Origin of the sequence: Streptomyces niveus (genome assembly GCF_001723055.1) — a bacterium.
GTDB lineage: Bacteria > Actinomycetota > Actinomycetes > Streptomycetales > Streptomycetaceae > Streptomyces > Streptomyces niveus.
Genome location: NZ_MDCR01000042.1, coordinates 53,203 through 69,974, shown reverse-complemented (window position 1 = coordinate 69,974; position 16,772 = coordinate 53,203). Strand labels below are relative to the sequence as shown.

Sequence of the window (16,772 nt, the reverse complement as noted above, 5' to 3'; positions counted from 1 at the left end):
GGCAAGGCCCGGAGTGCCGGAGCCCTGCCTGCCCACTCATCAGCCCCGCTGGGACCCGAGCTTAGGAATGGCCGTGGCCGCCACAGAAGACGTCACCGAGAGCAGACTGCTGCTGGCCGAGTACGACCGAATCAAGGAGGAGCAGAGAACCCGCATAGGATTCCGTGACAACTTGATCTACTTCACGCTCGCCGCGTCCACCGCGGTCCTGGCGATCACCGTCCAGAGTAGGCAGGCTCAACTACTGCTCGCCGTCCCCGCGATCTGCTTGGTCCTGGGCTGGACCTACCTGGTCAACGACCAGAAGATCACGGCGGTCGGCCGCTACATCCGCGACCGGCTGGGACCACGGCTGACCGAGCTGAGCGGCGCCCACGGCGTCGTGTTCGGTTGGGAGATCTACCACCGCGGCGATCCGGGCCGTACCACACGCAAGCGACTACAGACCGCTGTGGATCTGTTCACGTACTTGGCCTTGCCGATGGTGTGTATGACCGCATTCTGGTGCTCTTCCGCCGTCCAGCCTCTACTCGCGATCTTCTCCCTCGCGCAGACATTTGCCCTGGCCGTACTGGGCTGGCAGTTCGTGCGTTATGCGGAGCGGTAGTGCTGCTCCGCCGCTGGTGAGCGAGCGTCGAGGTTTCGGGCGTCGCTTGGGCCCCTGGCCGCCTGACACCCCGCCTTCGGCACGAAGAAGGCGGGGTCCGGCAATGCTGCTCGTAGAGCACCGAACCTCAGCGGCTCACGGCCACACCAAGCAGTACGGCTGATGCCCCGCCTCGTGCAGCCGGTGGCTGAAGTCCTGCCACTCGTGGAGTAGTTGGTACACGTTGAACGCGTCCCGCGGGCCGCCCCGGTCCGGGACCGTCGACCAGATGAAGGCCGCCGCTCCCACCGATTCCTCGCCGATGCCGCGCAGCGGGTCCACCACCGTCATCGGGAGTTTGACCACCGCGTAGTCCGGGTGCAGCACGACCAGTTCGAGTGGCGGGACCTTGTTGAGGGGCATGCCCTGGATGCCCGTGAGGACCATCGCGGCTATCGTCTCGGGCTTGATCTTGGTGAACATGCCGCCCATGCCCAGCTCGTCGCCGCCCAGTTCCTCCGGGCGCATCGAGATGGGGACGCGGGCCGCCGTCGCGCCGTCCGGGGCACCGAAGTACTTGTACGTCACCCCCACGCGACCGCTCCCGCCGCCCGGAGGCCGGCTGTCGTTTCGGCTGGGGGGAGGCTGTGCGCGGGCCTCTCGCTCGCGGCGCCGGTGTTTCCCCCGCCGGGCAGGGTCGGGCCCGAGGTCATCGGTCCCCTCGCCCAGTCCGCCACCGCGATGCATATCTCCACCCGACCACTCGCAGCCCCGGCCGCGCAACCCGATCATCGTGACAGTGACCTCCCCCACGAACGACCGGTGAAACACCTGTCGGCGGATACTTCGAAGGCTCTGACACCATGGATTGCGTGAGCTTCCCCTATGACGCCCCAGTTTCGCAGACGCGGGGGCGTTGACGCCCTTATGTAATACGAGGAGACCGCGCGCCCCGCTCATCGGTGGCCGAGATCCTTCGTCCCCGGCCACCCGACCCCGAATCGCAGATCAGGACCAAAGTGTCGTATTCATACGAAGCCCCCGTTTCGCAGGCGCTTTTCGACCGTGCGTCGGTCGTGACGCCCGGCGGCGTGAATTCTCCCGTCCGTGCCTTCCGCGCCGTGGGCGGTACGCCCCGGTTCATGGTGTCCGGTGACGGTCCGTACCTCACCGACGCCGACGGGCGCGAGTACGTCGACCTCGTGTGTTCCTGGGGGCCCATGATCCTCGGGCACTCGCGGCCCGAGGTCATCGAGGCCGTCCAGGCCGCCGTCGCCCGCGGGACGTCCTTCGGGACGCCCGGTGAGGGCGAGGTCGCGCTGGCCGAGGAGATCGTCGGCCGCGTCGCGCCCGTCGAGCAGGTGCGGCTCGTGTCGTCAGGCACCGAGGCCACCATGTCCGCGATCCGGCTGGCCCGCGGGTTCACCGGGCGCGCGAAGATCGTGAAGTTCGCCGGGTGCTACCACGGGCACGTCGACGCGCTGCTGGCCGCCGCCGGGTCCGGTGTCGCCACGTTCGGGCTGCCCGACACGCCCGGGGTGACCGGCGCGCAGGCCGGGGACACCGTCGTACTGCCGTACAACGACCTTCAGGCCGTACGGGACGCCTTCGCCGCGCACTCCGGCGAGATCGCCTGCGTGATCACCGAGGCGTCGCCCGGCAACATGGGCGTCGTGCCGCCGCGTGAGGGGTTCAACGCCGGGCTCAAGGAGCTGTGCGCGGCGAACGGCGCGCTGTACATCTCCGACGAGGTGATGACCGGATTCCGTACGTCGAAGGCCGGCTGGTACGGCATCGACGGCGTCGCGCCCGACCTGATGACCTTCGGCAAGGTCATGGGCGGCGGCTTCCCCGCCGCGGCCTTCGGCGGTCGCGCCGACGTCATGGCGCACCTCGCGCCCGCCGGACCCGTCTACCAGGCCGGCACGCTCTCCGGTAACCCCGTCGCCACCGCCGCCGGGCTCGCGCAGCTGCGGCTGCTCGACGACGCGGCGTACGCGAAGGTCGACGCCGTGTCGGCCGAGATCCGCGGGCTGGTCGGCGACGCCCTCGGTAAGGAGGGTGTCGCGCACCGGGTGCAGACGGCCGGCAACATGTTCTCCGTCTTCTTCACCTCCGACGAGGTGCGCGACTACGAGGACGCCAAGCGGCAGGAAGCGTTCCGCTTCACCGCGTTCTTCCACTCCATGCTCGCCGACGGCGTCTATCTGCCGCCGTCCGCCTTCGAGTCCTGGTTCGTCTCCACCGCCCACGACGACCGCGCGATCGAGCGCGTCGCCGCCGCCCTCCCGGCCGCCGCCCGCGCGGCGGCGGAAGCGACCGGGGAGGGTGTGCGCGCATGAGTGCCGAGACCACCGTCGTCCACGTCGTACGGCACGGGGAAGTGCACAACCCCGACGGAGTCCTCTACGGGCGCCGCGACGGCTACCACCTCTCCGAACTCGGCCGGAAGATGGCCGACCGCGTCGCCGAGCACCTGGCCGACCACGACATCACCCACGTCGTCGCCTCCCCGCTGGAGCGCGCGCAGGAGACCGCGATCCCCGTCGCGAAGTCCCACGCTCTGACCCTGCACACCGACGACCGTCTCATCGAGGCGGCGAACGTCTTCGAGGGCAAGACCTTCGGCGTCGGCGACGGCGCGCTGCGCTCGCCCGCCAACTGGCGCTATCTCACCAACCCGTTCCGGCCCTCCTGGGGCGAGGCGTACGTCGACCAGGTCGCCCGCATGGAGGCGGCCCTGGCCGACGCGCGCGACGCGGCCCGCGGGCACGAGGCGGTGTGCGTCAGCCACCAGCTGCCGATCTGGATCGTGCGCAGCCACTTCGAGCGCCGCAGGCTCTGGCACGACCCGCGGCGCAGGCAGTGCACGCTCGCGTCTTTGACGACGTTCACATACGAGGGCGAGAAACTGGTTTCCGTCGCCTATACGGAACCGGCCCGTGATCTCGTACCCGCGCATCTGCTCGCCGGTGCCAAACCGGTGAAGGGCGCTTCGAAAGCCTTCGGAGCGTAGTCGGCCAATCGCCCACTGTTCGGCGGGAAATGTCACATCCGCCGTTGCGGGGCAATGCTTTACCCATTCCCTGGAACCTGTGAGTTCCCTGTGCCATCTAACGTGTTGTCGTCCGCATGACCGGCGGACGTTACACATGCGAGCGGGGATGGGACCGATATGCGCGACATGAGCCGAAGGAGCTTGCTCGGAGCCGGAATTGGGGCAGCGGCCGCAATGGGAATCGCGGGCTGCGGTACTCACACGGGTGCCTCCGGCAATACGGGTGGTGACACCGGTGCGGGTGAGGGCGGCGGCAAGCCGAGTGGTAAGCCGAGTGAGAAGAATGTGCGGCTGATCGGTGACGGTTCGACGGCCGACACCGGAAAGCAGCCGCACCAGCCGCCCAAGCCCGTACCGCTGGAGCCCGGCGAGACCCCGCCGCAGTTCGTGATCTTCTCGTGGGACGGCGCGGGCGAGGTGGGCAACGGCCTCTTCCCGCGCTTCCTCGACCTCGCCAAGGACCACGGCGCGGCGATGACGTTCTTCCTCTCCGGCATCTATGTGCTGCCGGAGTCGAAGAAGACGCTCTACCGCCCGCCGGGCAACGCCGTCGGCGCCTCCGACATCGGCTATCTCACCGACGCGCACATCAAGGACACGCTGAAGTACATACGCCAGGCCTGGCTCGAAGGCCACGAGATAGGCACCCACTTCAACGGGCACTTCTGCGCCGGGTCCGGTTCCGTCGGCAACTGGTCGACGAAGCAGTGGCGCGACGAGACCGAGCAGGCGATCCGCTTCGTCACCGAGTGGAAGACGAACAGCGGCTGGAAGGACCTCGATCCACTGCCGTTCGACTACCGCAAGGAGCTGGTCGGCGGCCGTACGCCGTGCCTGCTCGGCCAGGACAAGCTGCTGCCCATGGCGCGCAAGATGGGCTGGCGCTACGACGCCAGCTCGCCCGGCGGCCGGCAGATGTGGCCGGACAAGCGGCAGGACGTATGGGATCTGCCGTTGCAGGCCGTGCCGTTCCCCGGCCATTCCTTTGAAGTGCTTTCGATGGACTACAACATGCTCGCCAATCAGTCGAAGAATTCGACGAAGGGCGTGCCATCGAATTACCCGGGCTGGCGCAAGCAGGCCACCGAGGCGTATCTCTCCGGATTCCGGCGGGCGTACGAGTCGAATCGCGCCCCCTTCTTCATAGGGAATCATTTCGAGGAGTGGAACGGCGGCATATATATGGATGCGGTCGAAGAGGCGCTCAAGGGGATGGCGGACAAGAAGGACGTACGGCTCGTCTCCTTCCGGCAGTTCACGGACTGGCTCGACGTCCAGGATCCGGCGGTGCTCGCCAAACTCCGTACGCTGGAGGTCGGTCAGTCCCCGGCCGGCGGCTGGAACACCTTCTTCAAGGCCGCCTGAGCAGCGGCTCCACGGGAGGGCAGACAGGAGCGAGGGGGGCGAAGAAGATCCCTGAATGGCCCATGCGAAACTTTTCACATGAACCTTGGCCGAGCCCTCCCAAGCCGCTCGAACCGACGCCCACGCGCCGTCCTTCCGGCCGTCGCCGCGTCGGCGGCCATGCTCACCCTCGCGGCCTGCGGGGGTGGCGCCACGTCCGGCGGCGGCGGTGACACCAACTTCGTGACGAACACCGGCGGGGTGCAGACCGTCGCCAAGGGCGAGCGCAAGGCGGTCAACAAGATCGCCGGTGAGACGCTCGACGGCAAGCAGCTCGACGTGGCCGACCTCAAGGGCAAGATCGTCGTGCTGAACGTCTGGGGCTCGTGGTGCGGGCCCTGCCGCGCCGAGGCGCCGTACTTCGCGAAGGTCGCCAAGGAGACCGAGGCCAAGGGGCAGGACGTCGCCTTCGTCGGGCTGAACGCCCGCGACGCCAACAAGGGCGCGGCCATAGCCTTCGAGAAGGACTACGGCGTCACGTACCCGAGCATCTACGACCCGACGAGCAAGCTCATCGTCAACGGTTTCCCGAAGGGCAGCCTCAACCCGCAGGCCATCCCCTCCACGATCGTGCTCGACCGGGACGGGAAGATCGCGGCCCGCTCGCTCAAGGCGCTCGACGACAAGAAGCTGCGCGAGATGATCGACCCGCTGATCGCGGAGAAGTGATCCCGTGGAGGTTCTCGCCGCCGCGACCGCCGCCGTACCCGGCATGAACGAGACCGTCTTCGACGGGGCGCTGATGATCGCGCTGCCGATCGCCCTGCTGGGTGGTCTGGTCTCGTTCTTCTCGCCGTGCGTGCTGCCGCTCGTGCCCGGCTACCTCTCGTACGTCACCGGCATCAGCGGCACCGACCTGGGCGATGCCCGGCGCGGGCGGATGGTCACCGGCGCGGTGCTGTTCATCACAGGCTTCACCGCGGTCTTCGTCTCCGGCGGCGCGCTCTTCGGCTACTTCGGCAACACCCTCCAGGACAACCGGGTGGTCATCTCCCGGATCCTCGGGGTGCTCATGATCGCGATGGGCGTGTTCTTCATGGGCCTGCTGCCCTGGCTCACGCAGCGCGAGTTCCGTATCCACAAGAAGCCGGTGTCGGGCCTCGCCGGGGCCCCGCTGCTGGGCGCGATGTTCGGCGTCGGCTGGACACCGTGCATCGGCCCGACGCTCACCTCGGTGAACGTGCTGGCCCTCGACCAGGCGACCGCGGGGCGGGGGGCCATACTGACCGTCGCGTACTGCGTCGGACTCGGGGTGCCCTTCGTGCTCGCCGCCGTCGCGTTCCGCAAGGCACTGGGACTGTTCGGCTGGGTCAAGCGCCACTACGTGTGGGTGATGCGGACCGGCGGCGTGATGATGATCGCGACCGGGGTGCTGCTGGTGACCGGTGTGTGGGACAGCATCATGCAAGACATGCAGACGTGGACCAACGGCTTCACGGTGGGGATCTAGTTCCATGAGCAAGACAGACATCACGACAGCGGCCGCCGGCACGGACCCGGAGACGGACCCGCAGACGGACCCGGAGAACACGTCCGAGGCGCGGGAGGCCCAAGAACTCGGCGCCGCCGGGTCGCAGCTGTCCACCGCCCCCCGCGAGGAGTCGGTGATCGGCGGGCCCACCCTCGGCCCGCTCGGCTGGATCCGCTGGTTCTGGCGTCAGCTCACCTCGATGCGCGTCGCGCTGATCCTGCTGTTCCTGCTGTCGCTCGCCGCCATCCCCGGCTCGCTCATCCCGCAGAACAGCGTGGACGAGCTGAAGGTCCAGACGTTCCAGGAGAAGCACGAGACGGTCACGCCGATCTACGACAAGCTCCAGCTGTTCGACGTCTACAGCTCGGTGTGGTTCTCGGCGATCTATCTGCTGCTCTTCATCTCCCTCATCGGCTGCATCGTCCCGCGCACCTGGCAGTTCGTCGGGCAGCTGCGAGGCCGTCCGCCGGGCGCCCCCAAGCGGCTCGACAGGCTTCCCGCGTACACGACCTGGCGTACGACGGCCGAGCCGGAAGAGGTCCGCGAGGCCGCGCTCTCCCTGCTCAAGCGGCGGCGCTTCCGCGCGCACACCGTCGGCGACGCGGTCGCCGCCGAGAAGGGCTACCTCCGCGAGGCCGGCAATCTGCTCTTCCACATCGCGCTGATCGTGATGCTGGTGGCCTTCGCCACCGGGCAGTTGTTCAAGTCCGAGGGCGGGAAGCTGATCCTGGAGGGCGACGGCTTCTCCAACACCCTCACGCAGTACGACGACTTCAAGTCCGGCTCGATGTACGACACCGACGACCTGGAGCCGTTCAGCTTCACCCTCGACAAGTTCATCGGCACCTTCGAGCGCAACGGACCGCAGGTCGGCACCGCCCGCGAGTTCGAGGCCCACGTCTCGTACACGACGGACGGGGGCGCCACCGAGCGCAAGTCGGTCATCGAGGTCAACGAACCCCTTGAGGTCAACGGTTCGAAGGTCTATCTGATCGGTCACGGGTACGCCCCCGTCCTCACCGTCCGCGACGGCAAGGGCAAGGTCGTCTTCAAGGGCGCGACCCCGCTCCTGCCGATCGACAACAACATCACGTCGACCGGCGCGATCAAGGTGATGGACGGCTACCGCGACAAGAACGGCAAGAAGCAGCAGCTCGGCTTCAACGCCTTCTTCGTGCCGACGTTCGCGGGCAAGGGCAACGGCAACATGTTCTCCCAGTTCCCCGAGCTGGACTATCCCGTGCTGGCGCTCACCGCCTACCAGGGCAGCCTCGGCGTCGACTCCGGTCTGCCGCAGAACGTGTACCAGCTGGACACCAGCAAGATGAAGCAGTTCAAGGACGCCGACGGCAACAAGCTCGCGCAGCGGCTGCTGCCCGGCGAGACGATGAAGCTGCCGGGCGGCGCCGGTTCGGTGACCTTCGAGAAGGACATCAAGGAGTGGGCGACCTTCCAGGTCTCGCAGCAGCCCGGCAACGGGCTCGCCCTCACCGGTGCGATCGGCGCCGTCCTCGGCCTCGTGGGCTCGCTCTTCATCCAGCGGCGCCGGATCTGGGTCCGTACGGTACGGGGCGCCGACGGCGTCACCGTCCTGGAGATGGCCGGACTCGGGCGCAGCGAGTCGGCGAAGCTCCCCGAGGAGCTGGGCGATCTGGCACTGACGCTCAACGCCGAGGCGCCGACAGCACCCGCGGCCACACCCGTACCCGCGCCCGAAGAAGCGCAAGAGACAACCCCCGCCACACCTACCGGAGAGCCTGTCGAAGGGGCTGAGAAGTGATCCTCGCCGCCACCACCAACGAGAACTTGGCGAACACCGCCAATGTGCTGGTCTATTCGTCCATGGCCATCTACACCCTGGCCTTCTTCGCCCATATCGTCGAATGGGTCCTGGGCAGCCGCAGCAAGGTCGGCCGTACCGCCGCCGCGCTGACCGGCGCCGGTACGGCGGCCAAGGCCAAGGCCACGGTCGAGGTGCGCACGGCGGAGAAGGAGAACGGCGGCGGCACCGCCGTCCTGGAGCGGCCCAAGGTCATCACGCGCTCGGCGGCCGGGCGCCGCGACGTGCCCGACGGCCCCGGCGCCGCCGGCGGCACGTTCAAGGGCGACCTGTACGGACGTATCGCCGTCTCCATGACCGCGCTCGGCTTCCTGCTGGAGGCGGCGGGTGTCATCAGCCGCGCGATGGCGGTGCAGCGCGCGCCGTGGGGCAACATGTACGAGTTCTCCACCACCTTCTCCACGGTGGCGGTCGGCACGTATCTCGCCTTCCTCCTCACGAAGAAGAACGTCCGCTGGATCGGACTGCCGCTCGTCACCACGGTCCTGCTCAACCTGGGCATCGCGACGACCGTGCTCTACACCGACAGCGACCAACTGGTCCCGGCCCTGCACTCGTACTGGCTCTGGATCCACGTCTCCACCGCGATCTTCTGCGGCGCGGTCTTCTACCTCGGCGCCGTGGGCACGCTCTTCTACCTGCTGCGTGACGTGTACGAGTCCAAGGTCGCCCGGGGCGCCACCGTCGGCCGCGCGTGGGCCTCCATCATGGAGCGGCTGCCCGCCGCCGCCACGCTCGACAAGTTCTCGTACCGCGTGAACGCCGCCGTCTTCCCGCTCTGGACCTTCACGATCATCGCGGGCGCGATCTGGGCCGGCGACGCCTGGGGCCGCTACTGGGGCTGGGACCCCAAGGAGGTCTGGTCCTTCATCACCTGGGTCGCCTACGCCTGTTACCTGCACGCGCGCGCCACGGCGGGCTGGAAGGGCCGCAAGGCGGCGACGCTGGCGCTGGTCGCCTTCGGCTGCTGGCTGTTCAACTACTACGGCGTCAACATCTTCGTCACCGGAAAGCACTCGTACGCGGGCGTGTGACGCGGCAGAACGAGAAGCGGCGCGCCCCCGGCCTGATCCTGGCCGGGGGCGCGCCGCTGTGTCGTGGTGCCGGTCAGACCGCCGGCGGGGCGTCGTCGGCGCTGCCGCCCTTCTCGCGGCGCTCGATCTCGGCCTCCCGGCGGCGCAGCTCGGCCTCGCGCCGCTCCAGTTCGGCCAGGGCGTCCGTACCCGCGCCCTTACCCGTGTCCGCGGCCGGCGGCTCCGCCTTCTTCGCGTCGTCCGCCGAACCGTCCGCCGAACCGTCCTTCTTGCCGTCCTTCTCAAGGGACTTGAGGAAGTCGGGGTTGTCGTCCGGCGCGACCCAGCCGCCCCGGCGGCCACCCGCCGAACCGATGCCGGCCGTGGGCTTCCTGCCCACGATCAGCCACGCGATCGAGCCCACCAGCGGGAAGAGCAGCACCAGGATGGCCCAGACGGGCTTGGGGATATGGCGCACGTCCTTCTCGTCGGTGGTGATGCAGTCGATGAAGGCATAGATGCTGAGAGCCAGCGGCACCAGAATCATCAGCACCCGAAGCATGGGCGGTCCCCCTGTGCGTGGAGATCGAGTACGGGGCGGTGGCCCCGGTTACAGGTCCAGGGTAGCGAGTAGCAGATACTGGTCGGCATGGCTTACGACGATCTTCGCTCTCTGCTCCGGGCGCTGGAACGCGACGGCGACCTCAAACGCGTCAAGGCCGAGGTCGATCCCTACCTGGAAGTCGGCGAGATCGTCGACCGGGTGAACAAGGCCGGCGGGCCCGCGCTCCTTTTCGAGAACGTCAAGGGCTCCGACATGCCCCTGGCGATGAACGTGTACGGGACGGACCGCAGGCTCCTCAAGGCGCTGGGGCTCAAGGCGTACACGGACATCAGCGACAAGATCGGCGGGCTGCTCAAGCCCGAACTGCCACAGGGATTCGTGGGAGTACGCGAGGCCTTCGGGAAGCTCGGCACGATGACGCACGTGCCGCCGAAGAAGGTGAAGCCCGGCCTCGCGCCCGTGCAGGAGGTCGTCCTCACCGGCGACGACGTCGATCTGGACCGGCTGCCCGCGCTGTTCACCTGGCCCGAGGACGGCGGCTCCTTCTTCAACCTCGGTCTGACACACACCAAGCACCCGGAGACCGGTGTCCGTAACCTCGGGCTCTACCGGCTCCAGCGCCACGACAAGCGCACCATCGGCATGCACTGGCAGATCCACAAGGACAGCGCCAACCACTACCAGGTCGCCGCCAGGCGCGGTGAACGGCTGCCCGTCGCGATCGCCTTCGGCTGTCCGCCCGCCGTGACGTACGCCTCCACCGCCCCGCTGCCCGGTGACATCGACGAGTACCTGTTCGCCGGTTTCGTCCAGGGCAAGCGGGTCGAGATGGTCGACTGCCGTACGGTGCCGCTCCAGGTGCCGGCCAACGCCGAGGTCGTCATCGAGGGCTGGCTGGAGCCGGGGGAGATGCTGCCGGAGGGGCCGTTCGGCGACCACACCGGTTTCTACACGCCGCAGGAGCCGTTCCCCGCGCTGACCATCGACTGCGTGACGATGCGCGAGCGGCCGCTGCTCCAGTCGATCGTGGTCGGCCGGCCGCCGACGGAGGACGGGCCGCTCGGGCGTGCGACGGAACGGTTCTTCCTGCCGCTGCTCAAGATCATCGTGCCCGACATCGTGGACTACCACCTGCCGGAGTCGGGCGGCTTCCACAACTGCGCGATCGTCTCGATCGACAAGAAGTACCCGAAGCACGCGCAGAAGGTGATGCACGCCATCTGGGGCGCCCACATGATGTCGCTCACCAAACTGATCGTCGTCGTGGACGCCGACTGCGACGTCCACAATCTGCACGAGGTGTCCTGGCGGGCGCTGGGCAACACCGACTACGCGCGGGACCTGACGGTCGTGGAGGGCCCGGTCGACCATCTCGACCACTCCTCGTACCAGCAGTTCTGGGGCGGCAAAGCCGGTATCGACGCGACGCGCAAACTCCCCGCGGAGGGGTACACGCGGGACGGTGGCTGGCCGGAGATGGTCGAGTCCGACCCGGAGACCGCAGACCGGGTGACGAAGCGCTGGAGGGAGTACGGCCTGTGACCAGTGCAGCCGAGGGAGCCGACGGACTGGTCGGGCAGGGACGACAGGGACGGTCGCCGGGGCCGGGCCCCGCGTCGTCGGGCAGCAGGACGCGGGCGTTTCTGCGGCTGGTGATGATCGAGCACTCGGTCTTCGCGCTGCCGTTCGCGTACATCGCCGCGCTGACCGCCATGTTCCAGCTCGACAAGACCATCCACTGGGGCCGGCTGCTGCTCGTCACGGTCGCCATGGTGGGCCTGCGGACCTTCGCGATGGCCTGCAACCGGATCATCGACCGCGAGATCGACGCCCGTAACCCCCGCACCGCGAACCGCGAGTTGGTGACCGGCGCGGTGTCGGTGCGCTCCGCGTGGACGGGCGCGCTGGTGGCCCTCGTGGTGTTCCTGGGCGCCGCGGCCCTGCTCAATCCGCTCTGTCTGGTGCTGGCTCCCGTCGCCGTGGTCCCGATGGTCGTCTATCCGTACGGGAAGCGCTTCACGAACTTCCCGCACGCCATCCTCGGCCTCGCCCAGGCGATGGGCCCGGTCGGTGCCTGGATCGCCGTCACCGGCGCGTGGTCGTGGGACGCGGTCATCCTCGGTCTGGCCGTGGGCGTCTGGATCGGCGGCTTCGACCTGATCTTCGGCAGCCAGGACGTCGAGGCGGACCGCGCGCACGGCGTGAAGTCCGTCCCGGCGCGCTTCGGCATCCCGGCCGCGCTGTACGGCGCGCGCGTCGCGCACGCCGTCACCACGGCCCTGCTGGTCTGGTACGCGCTGGCCACCGACGCCGGTCTGTTCTTCTGGGTCGGGCTGCTGATCGTCGCCGCCGCGTTCCTCTACGAGCACCAGGTCGTGAAGCCGAACGACCTGTCCCGGCTGAACCGGGCCTTCTTCACCGTGAACGGCTTCATCGGGATCGCGCTCTTCATCTGCGCGCTGCTCGACCTGCTCGTACGGGGACTGACGCCCTGACGTGACAGTGGAGTGGGTGGGCGCGGTTCAGTACCCGACCGCGCCCGCCGCGATCTCGCGCTTCGGGCGGCGGAACATGAACGCCGCCACCACGCCGCCTATCAGTCCGAAGAGATGGCCCTGCCAGCTCACCGTCGGATTCGTCGGCAGGACGCCCCACAGCGCCGATCCGTACATCACCAGGACCAGCACGCCCACCACGATGTCGACCATGCTGCGATTGACGAAGCCGCGCACCAGCAGATAGCCGAGCAGCCCGAAGACCACACCGGACGCCCCCGCCGTGACCGAGTTGTCCGCCGCCGTGAGCCAGACGCCCAGGCCGCCGACCACCATGATCGTCAGGACCACGCGCAGGAAGCGGCCTATGCCGCTGAGCGCCGCGAGGAAGCCGAGCACGAGCAACGGCACCGAGTTGGCCATGAGATGGTCGAAACCGTGGTGGAGGAAGGCCATCGGGATGACGTCGCGCAGCTCGCCCAGATCACGCGGACTCAGCCCGTACGTGTCCAGCGCGCCCGTCGTGGAGTCCACGGCCTCCAGCGCCCAGAGCAGCGCCAGCCAGCCCAGCATCAGCGCCGCCGCGGCCTTGATACGGCCCACAGCGTTCCTGTCGATGGAAGAATCCGGCATGTCGCCCCCCAAGGGTCGTCGCGCTCCCACCCCTGGAACGCGCGAGGCACCGTCCCCGGTTCCTGCTTCCGGACGCCGGATAGGGTCGGACGCGTGAAACCCGGATCGGACCCAGCGGACCAGCGCCATGTCGAGCGGCCCACGGCGGGGCCCCGGCGCCCGTGGGTCGTCGGAGTCTCCGGCGCGTCGGGGACCCCGTACGCGGCGGCCGTGCTGCGCGGACTGCTGGCCGCCGGCGAGAGCGTGGACCTGATCGTCAGCCGCGCCTCACGCCTCACGCTGCTCGATGAGACGGGGATCTCCTACCGGGACGCGCACTGGCGGGAGGATCTGCGGACGTGGCTGGCGCGGGGCGCCGACGGCAAGCCGGAGACCTTCGCCCCCGACGTGTCGGACGTACGGCACTGGGCCGCCGGTGATCTGGCGGCCGGGCCGTCCTCGGGGTCGTACGCGGTGAAGGGGATGCTGATCGTCCCCGCCTCGACGGCCTGTGTGGCGGGTGTGGCGCTCGGGCTGTCGAAGGACCTGCTGCAACGCGCGGCGAGCGTCACGCTCAAGGAGCGCCGCACGCTGGTGGTCGCCGTCCGGGAGACCCCGTTGGGCGGCGGGACCCTCAAGCATCTGGTGACCCTGGACGAGGCGGGCGCCGTGGTGCTGCCCGCGTCCCCGGGCTTCTACGCGGGGGCGACGCACATCCAGGATCTGGTGGACTTCGTCGCCGGGCGGGCACTGGACGCGGCGGGGGTGCCGCACCGGCTGTACCGCCGCTGGGAGGGGCAGCTGGGGGGCTCCCGTACGGGACCGGAAGCAACGCCGGACGCACTACCGGACGCGACACCGGAAGCACCCTAGCGAGCCCGTACCCCGTACATACACCGCTGTATCGCCGCACTGCCTTAGATTGCATACATCAACTTGCGAGATTGCTGAACAATGGAAGGCTTCAGGCATATGGACGCCGTGGATAGGCAGCTCATCCAGGCCCTCAGGGAGAACGGCAGAGCCTCGTACGCGGAGCTCGGCCGGCTCGTCGGGCTCTCCGGGCCCAGCGTCACCGACCGCATCAACCGCCTGGAGGCGGCGGGCGTCATCATCGGCTATCGCGCCACCGTCGACTCCGCGTCGCTCGGCCTCGGCGTCACCGCGCTGATCGGCATCTCGCTCTCGGACGCGGCCGACCACGAGGACGTCGCGCACCGGCTGCGCGGACTGAGCGAGATCGAGGACTGCTGGTTCATCGCGGGCGACGACTCGTACATGCTCAAGGTCCGCGCCGGCGACGTCGACGGTCTGGAGAAGACCATCCGCCGCCTCGGCAGTACGAAGGGCGTCTCGCGGACCCGTACGACGATCGTGCTCTCCACCAAGTGGGAGAACCGGGTCGGCGAACTTCCCGACGAAACGTAGGCGTACGGTTGGTGGAGTCTGGTAACCGGGCGTTCGGCGGACATATGACACACACAGTGGGAGGCGCCGCATGACTGCATCTGTCATGGATGTGGGGCTCAAGCGCGAGCTGGAGGAGAAGGTCAGGGCCGGTGAGCGGCTGACCCGTGAGGACGGCATCGCCCTCTACGAGTCGGACGACCTGGCCTGGCTGGGCGGTCTCGCGCACGAGGTGCGGACGCGCAAGAACGGTGACGTCGTCCACTTCAACGTCAACCGTCACCTCAACATGACGAACGTCTGCACGGCGTCGTGCGCCTACTGCTCGTTCCAGCGCAAGCCGGGCGAGAAGGACGCGTACACGATGCGCATCGAGGAGGCCGTGCGCCTCGCGAACGCGATGCGCGGCGAGAGCCTGACCGAGCTGCACATCGTCAACGGGCTCCACCCGACGCTGCCTTGGCGCTACTACCCGCGCTCGCTGAAGGCGCTGAAGGAAGCGCTGCCCGAGGTCTCGCTCAAGGCGTTCACCGCCACCGAGATCCACCACTTCGAGACCATCTCCGGGCTGACGGCCAGTGAGATCCTCGACGAGCTGATCGAGGCCGGGCTCGAATCGCTGACGGGCGGCGGCGCCGAGATCTTCGACTGGGAGGTCCGGCAGCACATCGTCGACCACCGCACGCACTGGGAGGACTGGTCGCGCATCCACCGCCTCGCGCACGAGAAGGGTCTCAAGACCCCGTGCACGATGCTGTACGGCCACATCGAGGAGCCCAGGCACCGGGTCGACCACGTCCTGCGGCTGCGTGAACTCCAGGACGAGACCGGCGGGTTCCAGGTCTTCATCCCGCTGCGCTACCAGCACGACTTCGTGGACATGCAGGACGGCAAGGTCCGTAACCGCCTCCAGGCGCGTACGACGATGGCCACCGGCGCCGAGGCGCTGAAGACCTTCGCCGTCTCCCGGCTGCTGTTCGACAACGTCCCGCACGTGAAGGTCTTCTGGGTGATGCACGGCGTGCAGACCGCCCAACTCGCGCTCCAGCACGGCGCGGACGACATGGACGGCTCGGTCGTCGAGTACAAGATCACGCACGACGCCGACAACTACGGCACGCCGAACAAGCTCGGCCGTGAGGATCTGCTCGACCTGATCCGCGACGCCGGCTTCCGGCCGGTCGAGCGCAACACGCGCTACGAGATCATCCGCGAGTACCCGGGCCCCGACGCGGAGCGGCGTGAGACGCCGCAGCCGATGCGGCTCTGACGTCCCGGCGTGTTCCCGTTGAGCGGCCCCAGCTCGTCGAGCTGGGGCTTCTCGCGTTCTGGAACGGGGTTGAGCGCAGATGCGCGTAATGGTTACGGTTGGCGAATGCCGCTTACGCCGCCCCCGCTCGTATTCACCCTGGACCCGCCCGTCGACCCGGCCCTGCGCGACGGCGTCGTCACGCTCTGGGCGGACGTCTCCGACGCGGGCGGCGCCGTCGGCTTCGTACCGCCGGTCAACCGGGACGACGTACGGGCCGAGCTGGTCAAGCACCTCGCGTCGATGGCCGAGGGGCGGACCCGGCTGCTCGTCGGGTACGACGAGGACGGAGCCGTGGCCGCCACGGCGTTCCTCGCGCTCAACACCCACCGGCTGATGCGGCACTGGCTCTGGCTCTACACGGTGATGGTCCACCCGAGGCACCAGGGCAAGGGCTACGGCCGCGACCTGATGGACGCGGCGGCCGACGCCGCCCGCGGCATCGACGGCATCGAGGCGATCCGGCTCACCTGCCGGGGCGGTCTGGGGCTGGAGCGGTTCTACGAGGCGTGCGGTTACAAGGAGGTCGGCCGGGTGCCGGACGCGATACGGGTGGCGCCCGGCGACGACCGCGACGACATCACCATGCTGCTGTCGCTGCGCTGAGCCAACCCGCCTATTTGGGACGCCGGGGGGCGTGCTTCACTGGTCGGGTACGTCGCCATGAGGAGCACGAGGAGAGAGGGCCGCCGTGACCGCCGCCAGAACGAGCGCCACGATCCGCTACACCGCGATGCGCCTGGGCATCTTCGTCGGCTGCTTCGTCGTTGTCGCCCTCCTGGTCCAGTTCGGCGTGCTGCCCAAGGGCCTCGGCGACTCGAACTTCGTCTGGGTGCTGCTGCTCGCGCTGGTCGTCTCCGCGCCGCTCAGCTTCATCCTGCTGCGCAAGCAGCGCGACGAGATGTCCACGCAGCTCGTGAACAAGGTCGACTCCGCGAAGGCCAGGCTTGAGGCCAACCGCGCGCAGGAGGACGGCGCGACCCAGTAGGGTCCGTTCTGTCCCGTACGAGCG

At 68.6% G+C, this 16,772-nt stretch carries 18 protein-coding genes; 15 read left to right on the top strand and 3 right to left on the bottom strand.

Features of this window, described 5'->3' with window-relative positions:
* Positions 1–67 precede the first annotated feature (67 nt).
* A complete protein-coding gene (locus BHU15_RS06935) occupies positions 68–607 on the top strand; it encodes a hypothetical protein (protein WP_069626357.1) in 540 nt (179 codons plus the stop codon).
* 135 nt (positions 608–742) lie between these two features.
* On the opposite strand, the gene BHU15_RS06930 is transcribed toward BHU15_RS06935, so the two are convergent.
* Positions 743–1,333: a hypothetical protein gene (locus BHU15_RS06930; RefSeq protein WP_079127962.1), complete on the bottom strand. Its 591-nt coding sequence runs from the start codon at positions 1,331–1,333 to the stop codon at positions 743–745.
* 272 nt (positions 1,334–1,605) lie between these two features.
* Between BHU15_RS06930 and hemL the strand changes: the two genes are divergently transcribed.
* The 7 genes from hemL to ccsB all read left to right on the top strand — a co-directional run bounded on the left by hemL (position 1,606) and on the right by ccsB (position 9,393).
* Complete coding sequence (gene hemL / locus BHU15_RS06925; RefSeq protein WP_171908326.1) at positions 1,606–2,928, top strand: glutamate-1-semialdehyde 2,1-aminomutase; 1,323 nt, start codon at positions 1,606–1,608, stop codon at positions 2,926–2,928.
* Complete coding sequence (locus BHU15_RS06920) at positions 2,925–3,602, top strand: histidine phosphatase family protein (protein WP_069626356.1); 678 nt, start codon at positions 2,925–2,927, stop codon at positions 3,600–3,602. The genes hemL and BHU15_RS06920 overlap by 4 nt, the downstream gene beginning before the upstream one ends.
* A gap of 159 nt (positions 3,603–3,761) precedes the next feature.
* A complete protein-coding gene (locus BHU15_RS06915) occupies positions 3,762–5,009 on the top strand; it encodes a polysaccharide deacetylase family protein (protein ID WP_069626355.1) in 1,248 nt (415 codons plus the stop codon).
* A 78-nt stretch (positions 5,010–5,087) separates the two neighbouring features.
* Positions 5,088–5,717 carry a TlpA family protein disulfide reductase gene (locus tag BHU15_RS06910; protein WP_031230091.1) on the top strand — a complete coding sequence of 210 codons (630 nt, stop codon included), beginning with the start codon at positions 5,088–5,090 and terminating at the stop codon, positions 5,715–5,717.
* 43 nt (positions 5,718–5,760) lie between these two features.
* Positions 5,761–6,498 (top strand): cytochrome c biogenesis CcdA family protein, encoded by a 738-nt coding sequence (locus tag BHU15_RS06905; protein WP_031230089.1) that lies wholly within the window; start codon positions 5,761–5,763, stop codon positions 6,496–6,498.
* Positions 6,499–6,502: 4 nt separating this feature from the next.
* Positions 6,503–8,299: a cytochrome c biogenesis protein ResB gene (gene resB / locus BHU15_RS06900; RefSeq protein WP_079127960.1), complete on the top strand. Its 1,797-nt coding sequence runs from the start codon at positions 6,503–6,505 to the stop codon at positions 8,297–8,299.
* Complete coding sequence (gene ccsB, locus BHU15_RS06895) at positions 8,296–9,393, top strand: c-type cytochrome biogenesis protein CcsB (protein ID WP_069626354.1); 1,098 nt, start codon at positions 8,296–8,298, stop codon at positions 9,391–9,393. The genes resB and ccsB overlap by 4 nt, the downstream gene beginning before the upstream one ends.
* A gap of 73 nt (positions 9,394–9,466) precedes the next feature.
* Here ccsB and BHU15_RS06890 read toward each other — a convergent pair whose 3' ends face one another.
* Positions 9,467–9,934 (bottom strand): PLD nuclease N-terminal domain-containing protein, encoded by a 468-nt coding sequence (locus tag BHU15_RS06890; RefSeq protein ID WP_069626353.1) that lies wholly within the window; start codon positions 9,932–9,934, stop codon positions 9,467–9,469.
* An 87-nt stretch (positions 9,935–10,021) separates the two neighbouring features.
* Between BHU15_RS06890 and BHU15_RS06885 the strand changes: the two genes are divergently transcribed.
* Together BHU15_RS06885 and mqnP are read left to right on the top strand one after the other, a co-directional pair.
* Entirely contained in the window at positions 10,022–11,479 is a 1,458-nt protein-coding gene (locus BHU15_RS06885) for a menaquinone biosynthesis decarboxylase (RefSeq protein WP_069626352.1), read from the top strand.
* 26 nt (positions 11,480–11,505) lie between these two features.
* Positions 11,506–12,432, top strand: a complete 927-nt coding sequence (gene mqnP, locus BHU15_RS06880) for a menaquinone biosynthesis prenyltransferase MqnP (RefSeq protein WP_069626378.1) — start codon at positions 11,506–11,508, stop codon at positions 12,430–12,432.
* A gap of 27 nt (positions 12,433–12,459) precedes the next feature.
* Here the strand turns inward: mqnP and BHU15_RS06875 are convergent, their stop codons facing one another.
* On the bottom strand, positions 12,460–13,065 hold the full coding sequence (locus tag BHU15_RS06875) for a rhomboid family intramembrane serine protease (protein WP_069626351.1): 606 nt from the start codon (positions 13,063–13,065) through the stop codon (positions 12,460–12,462).
* Between the two features lie 93 nt (positions 13,066–13,158).
* Here BHU15_RS06875 and BHU15_RS06870 point away from each other — a divergent pair, with 93 nt between their 5' ends.
* The 5 genes from BHU15_RS06870 (at position 13,159) to BHU15_RS06850 (ending at position 16,748) form a co-directional block, all read left to right on the top strand.
* Positions 13,159–13,917 (top strand): UbiX family flavin prenyltransferase, encoded by a 759-nt coding sequence (locus BHU15_RS06870; protein ID WP_069626350.1) that lies wholly within the window; start codon positions 13,159–13,161, stop codon positions 13,915–13,917.
* Between the two features lie 99 nt (positions 13,918–14,016).
* Complete coding sequence (locus BHU15_RS06865) at positions 14,017–14,472, top strand: Lrp/AsnC family transcriptional regulator (RefSeq protein WP_023539462.1); 456 nt, start codon at positions 14,017–14,019, stop codon at positions 14,470–14,472.
* An 85-nt stretch (positions 14,473–14,557) separates the two neighbouring features.
* Positions 14,558–15,721, top strand: a complete 1,164-nt coding sequence (gene mqnE / locus BHU15_RS06860; RefSeq protein WP_023539461.1) for an aminofutalosine synthase MqnE — start codon at positions 14,558–14,560, stop codon at positions 15,719–15,721.
* A gap of 105 nt (positions 15,722–15,826) precedes the next feature.
* The gene (locus BHU15_RS06855; RefSeq protein WP_069626349.1) at positions 15,827–16,366 is read left to right on the top strand and encodes a GNAT family N-acetyltransferase; all 540 of its coding nucleotides are present in this window, start codon (positions 15,827–15,829) and stop codon (positions 16,364–16,366) included.
* Between the two features lie 85 nt (positions 16,367–16,451).
* On the top strand, positions 16,452–16,748 hold the full coding sequence (locus BHU15_RS06850; RefSeq protein ID WP_069626348.1) for a DUF4229 domain-containing protein: 297 nt from the start codon (positions 16,452–16,454) through the stop codon (positions 16,746–16,748).
* Positions 16,749–16,772: the final 24 nt, after the last annotated feature.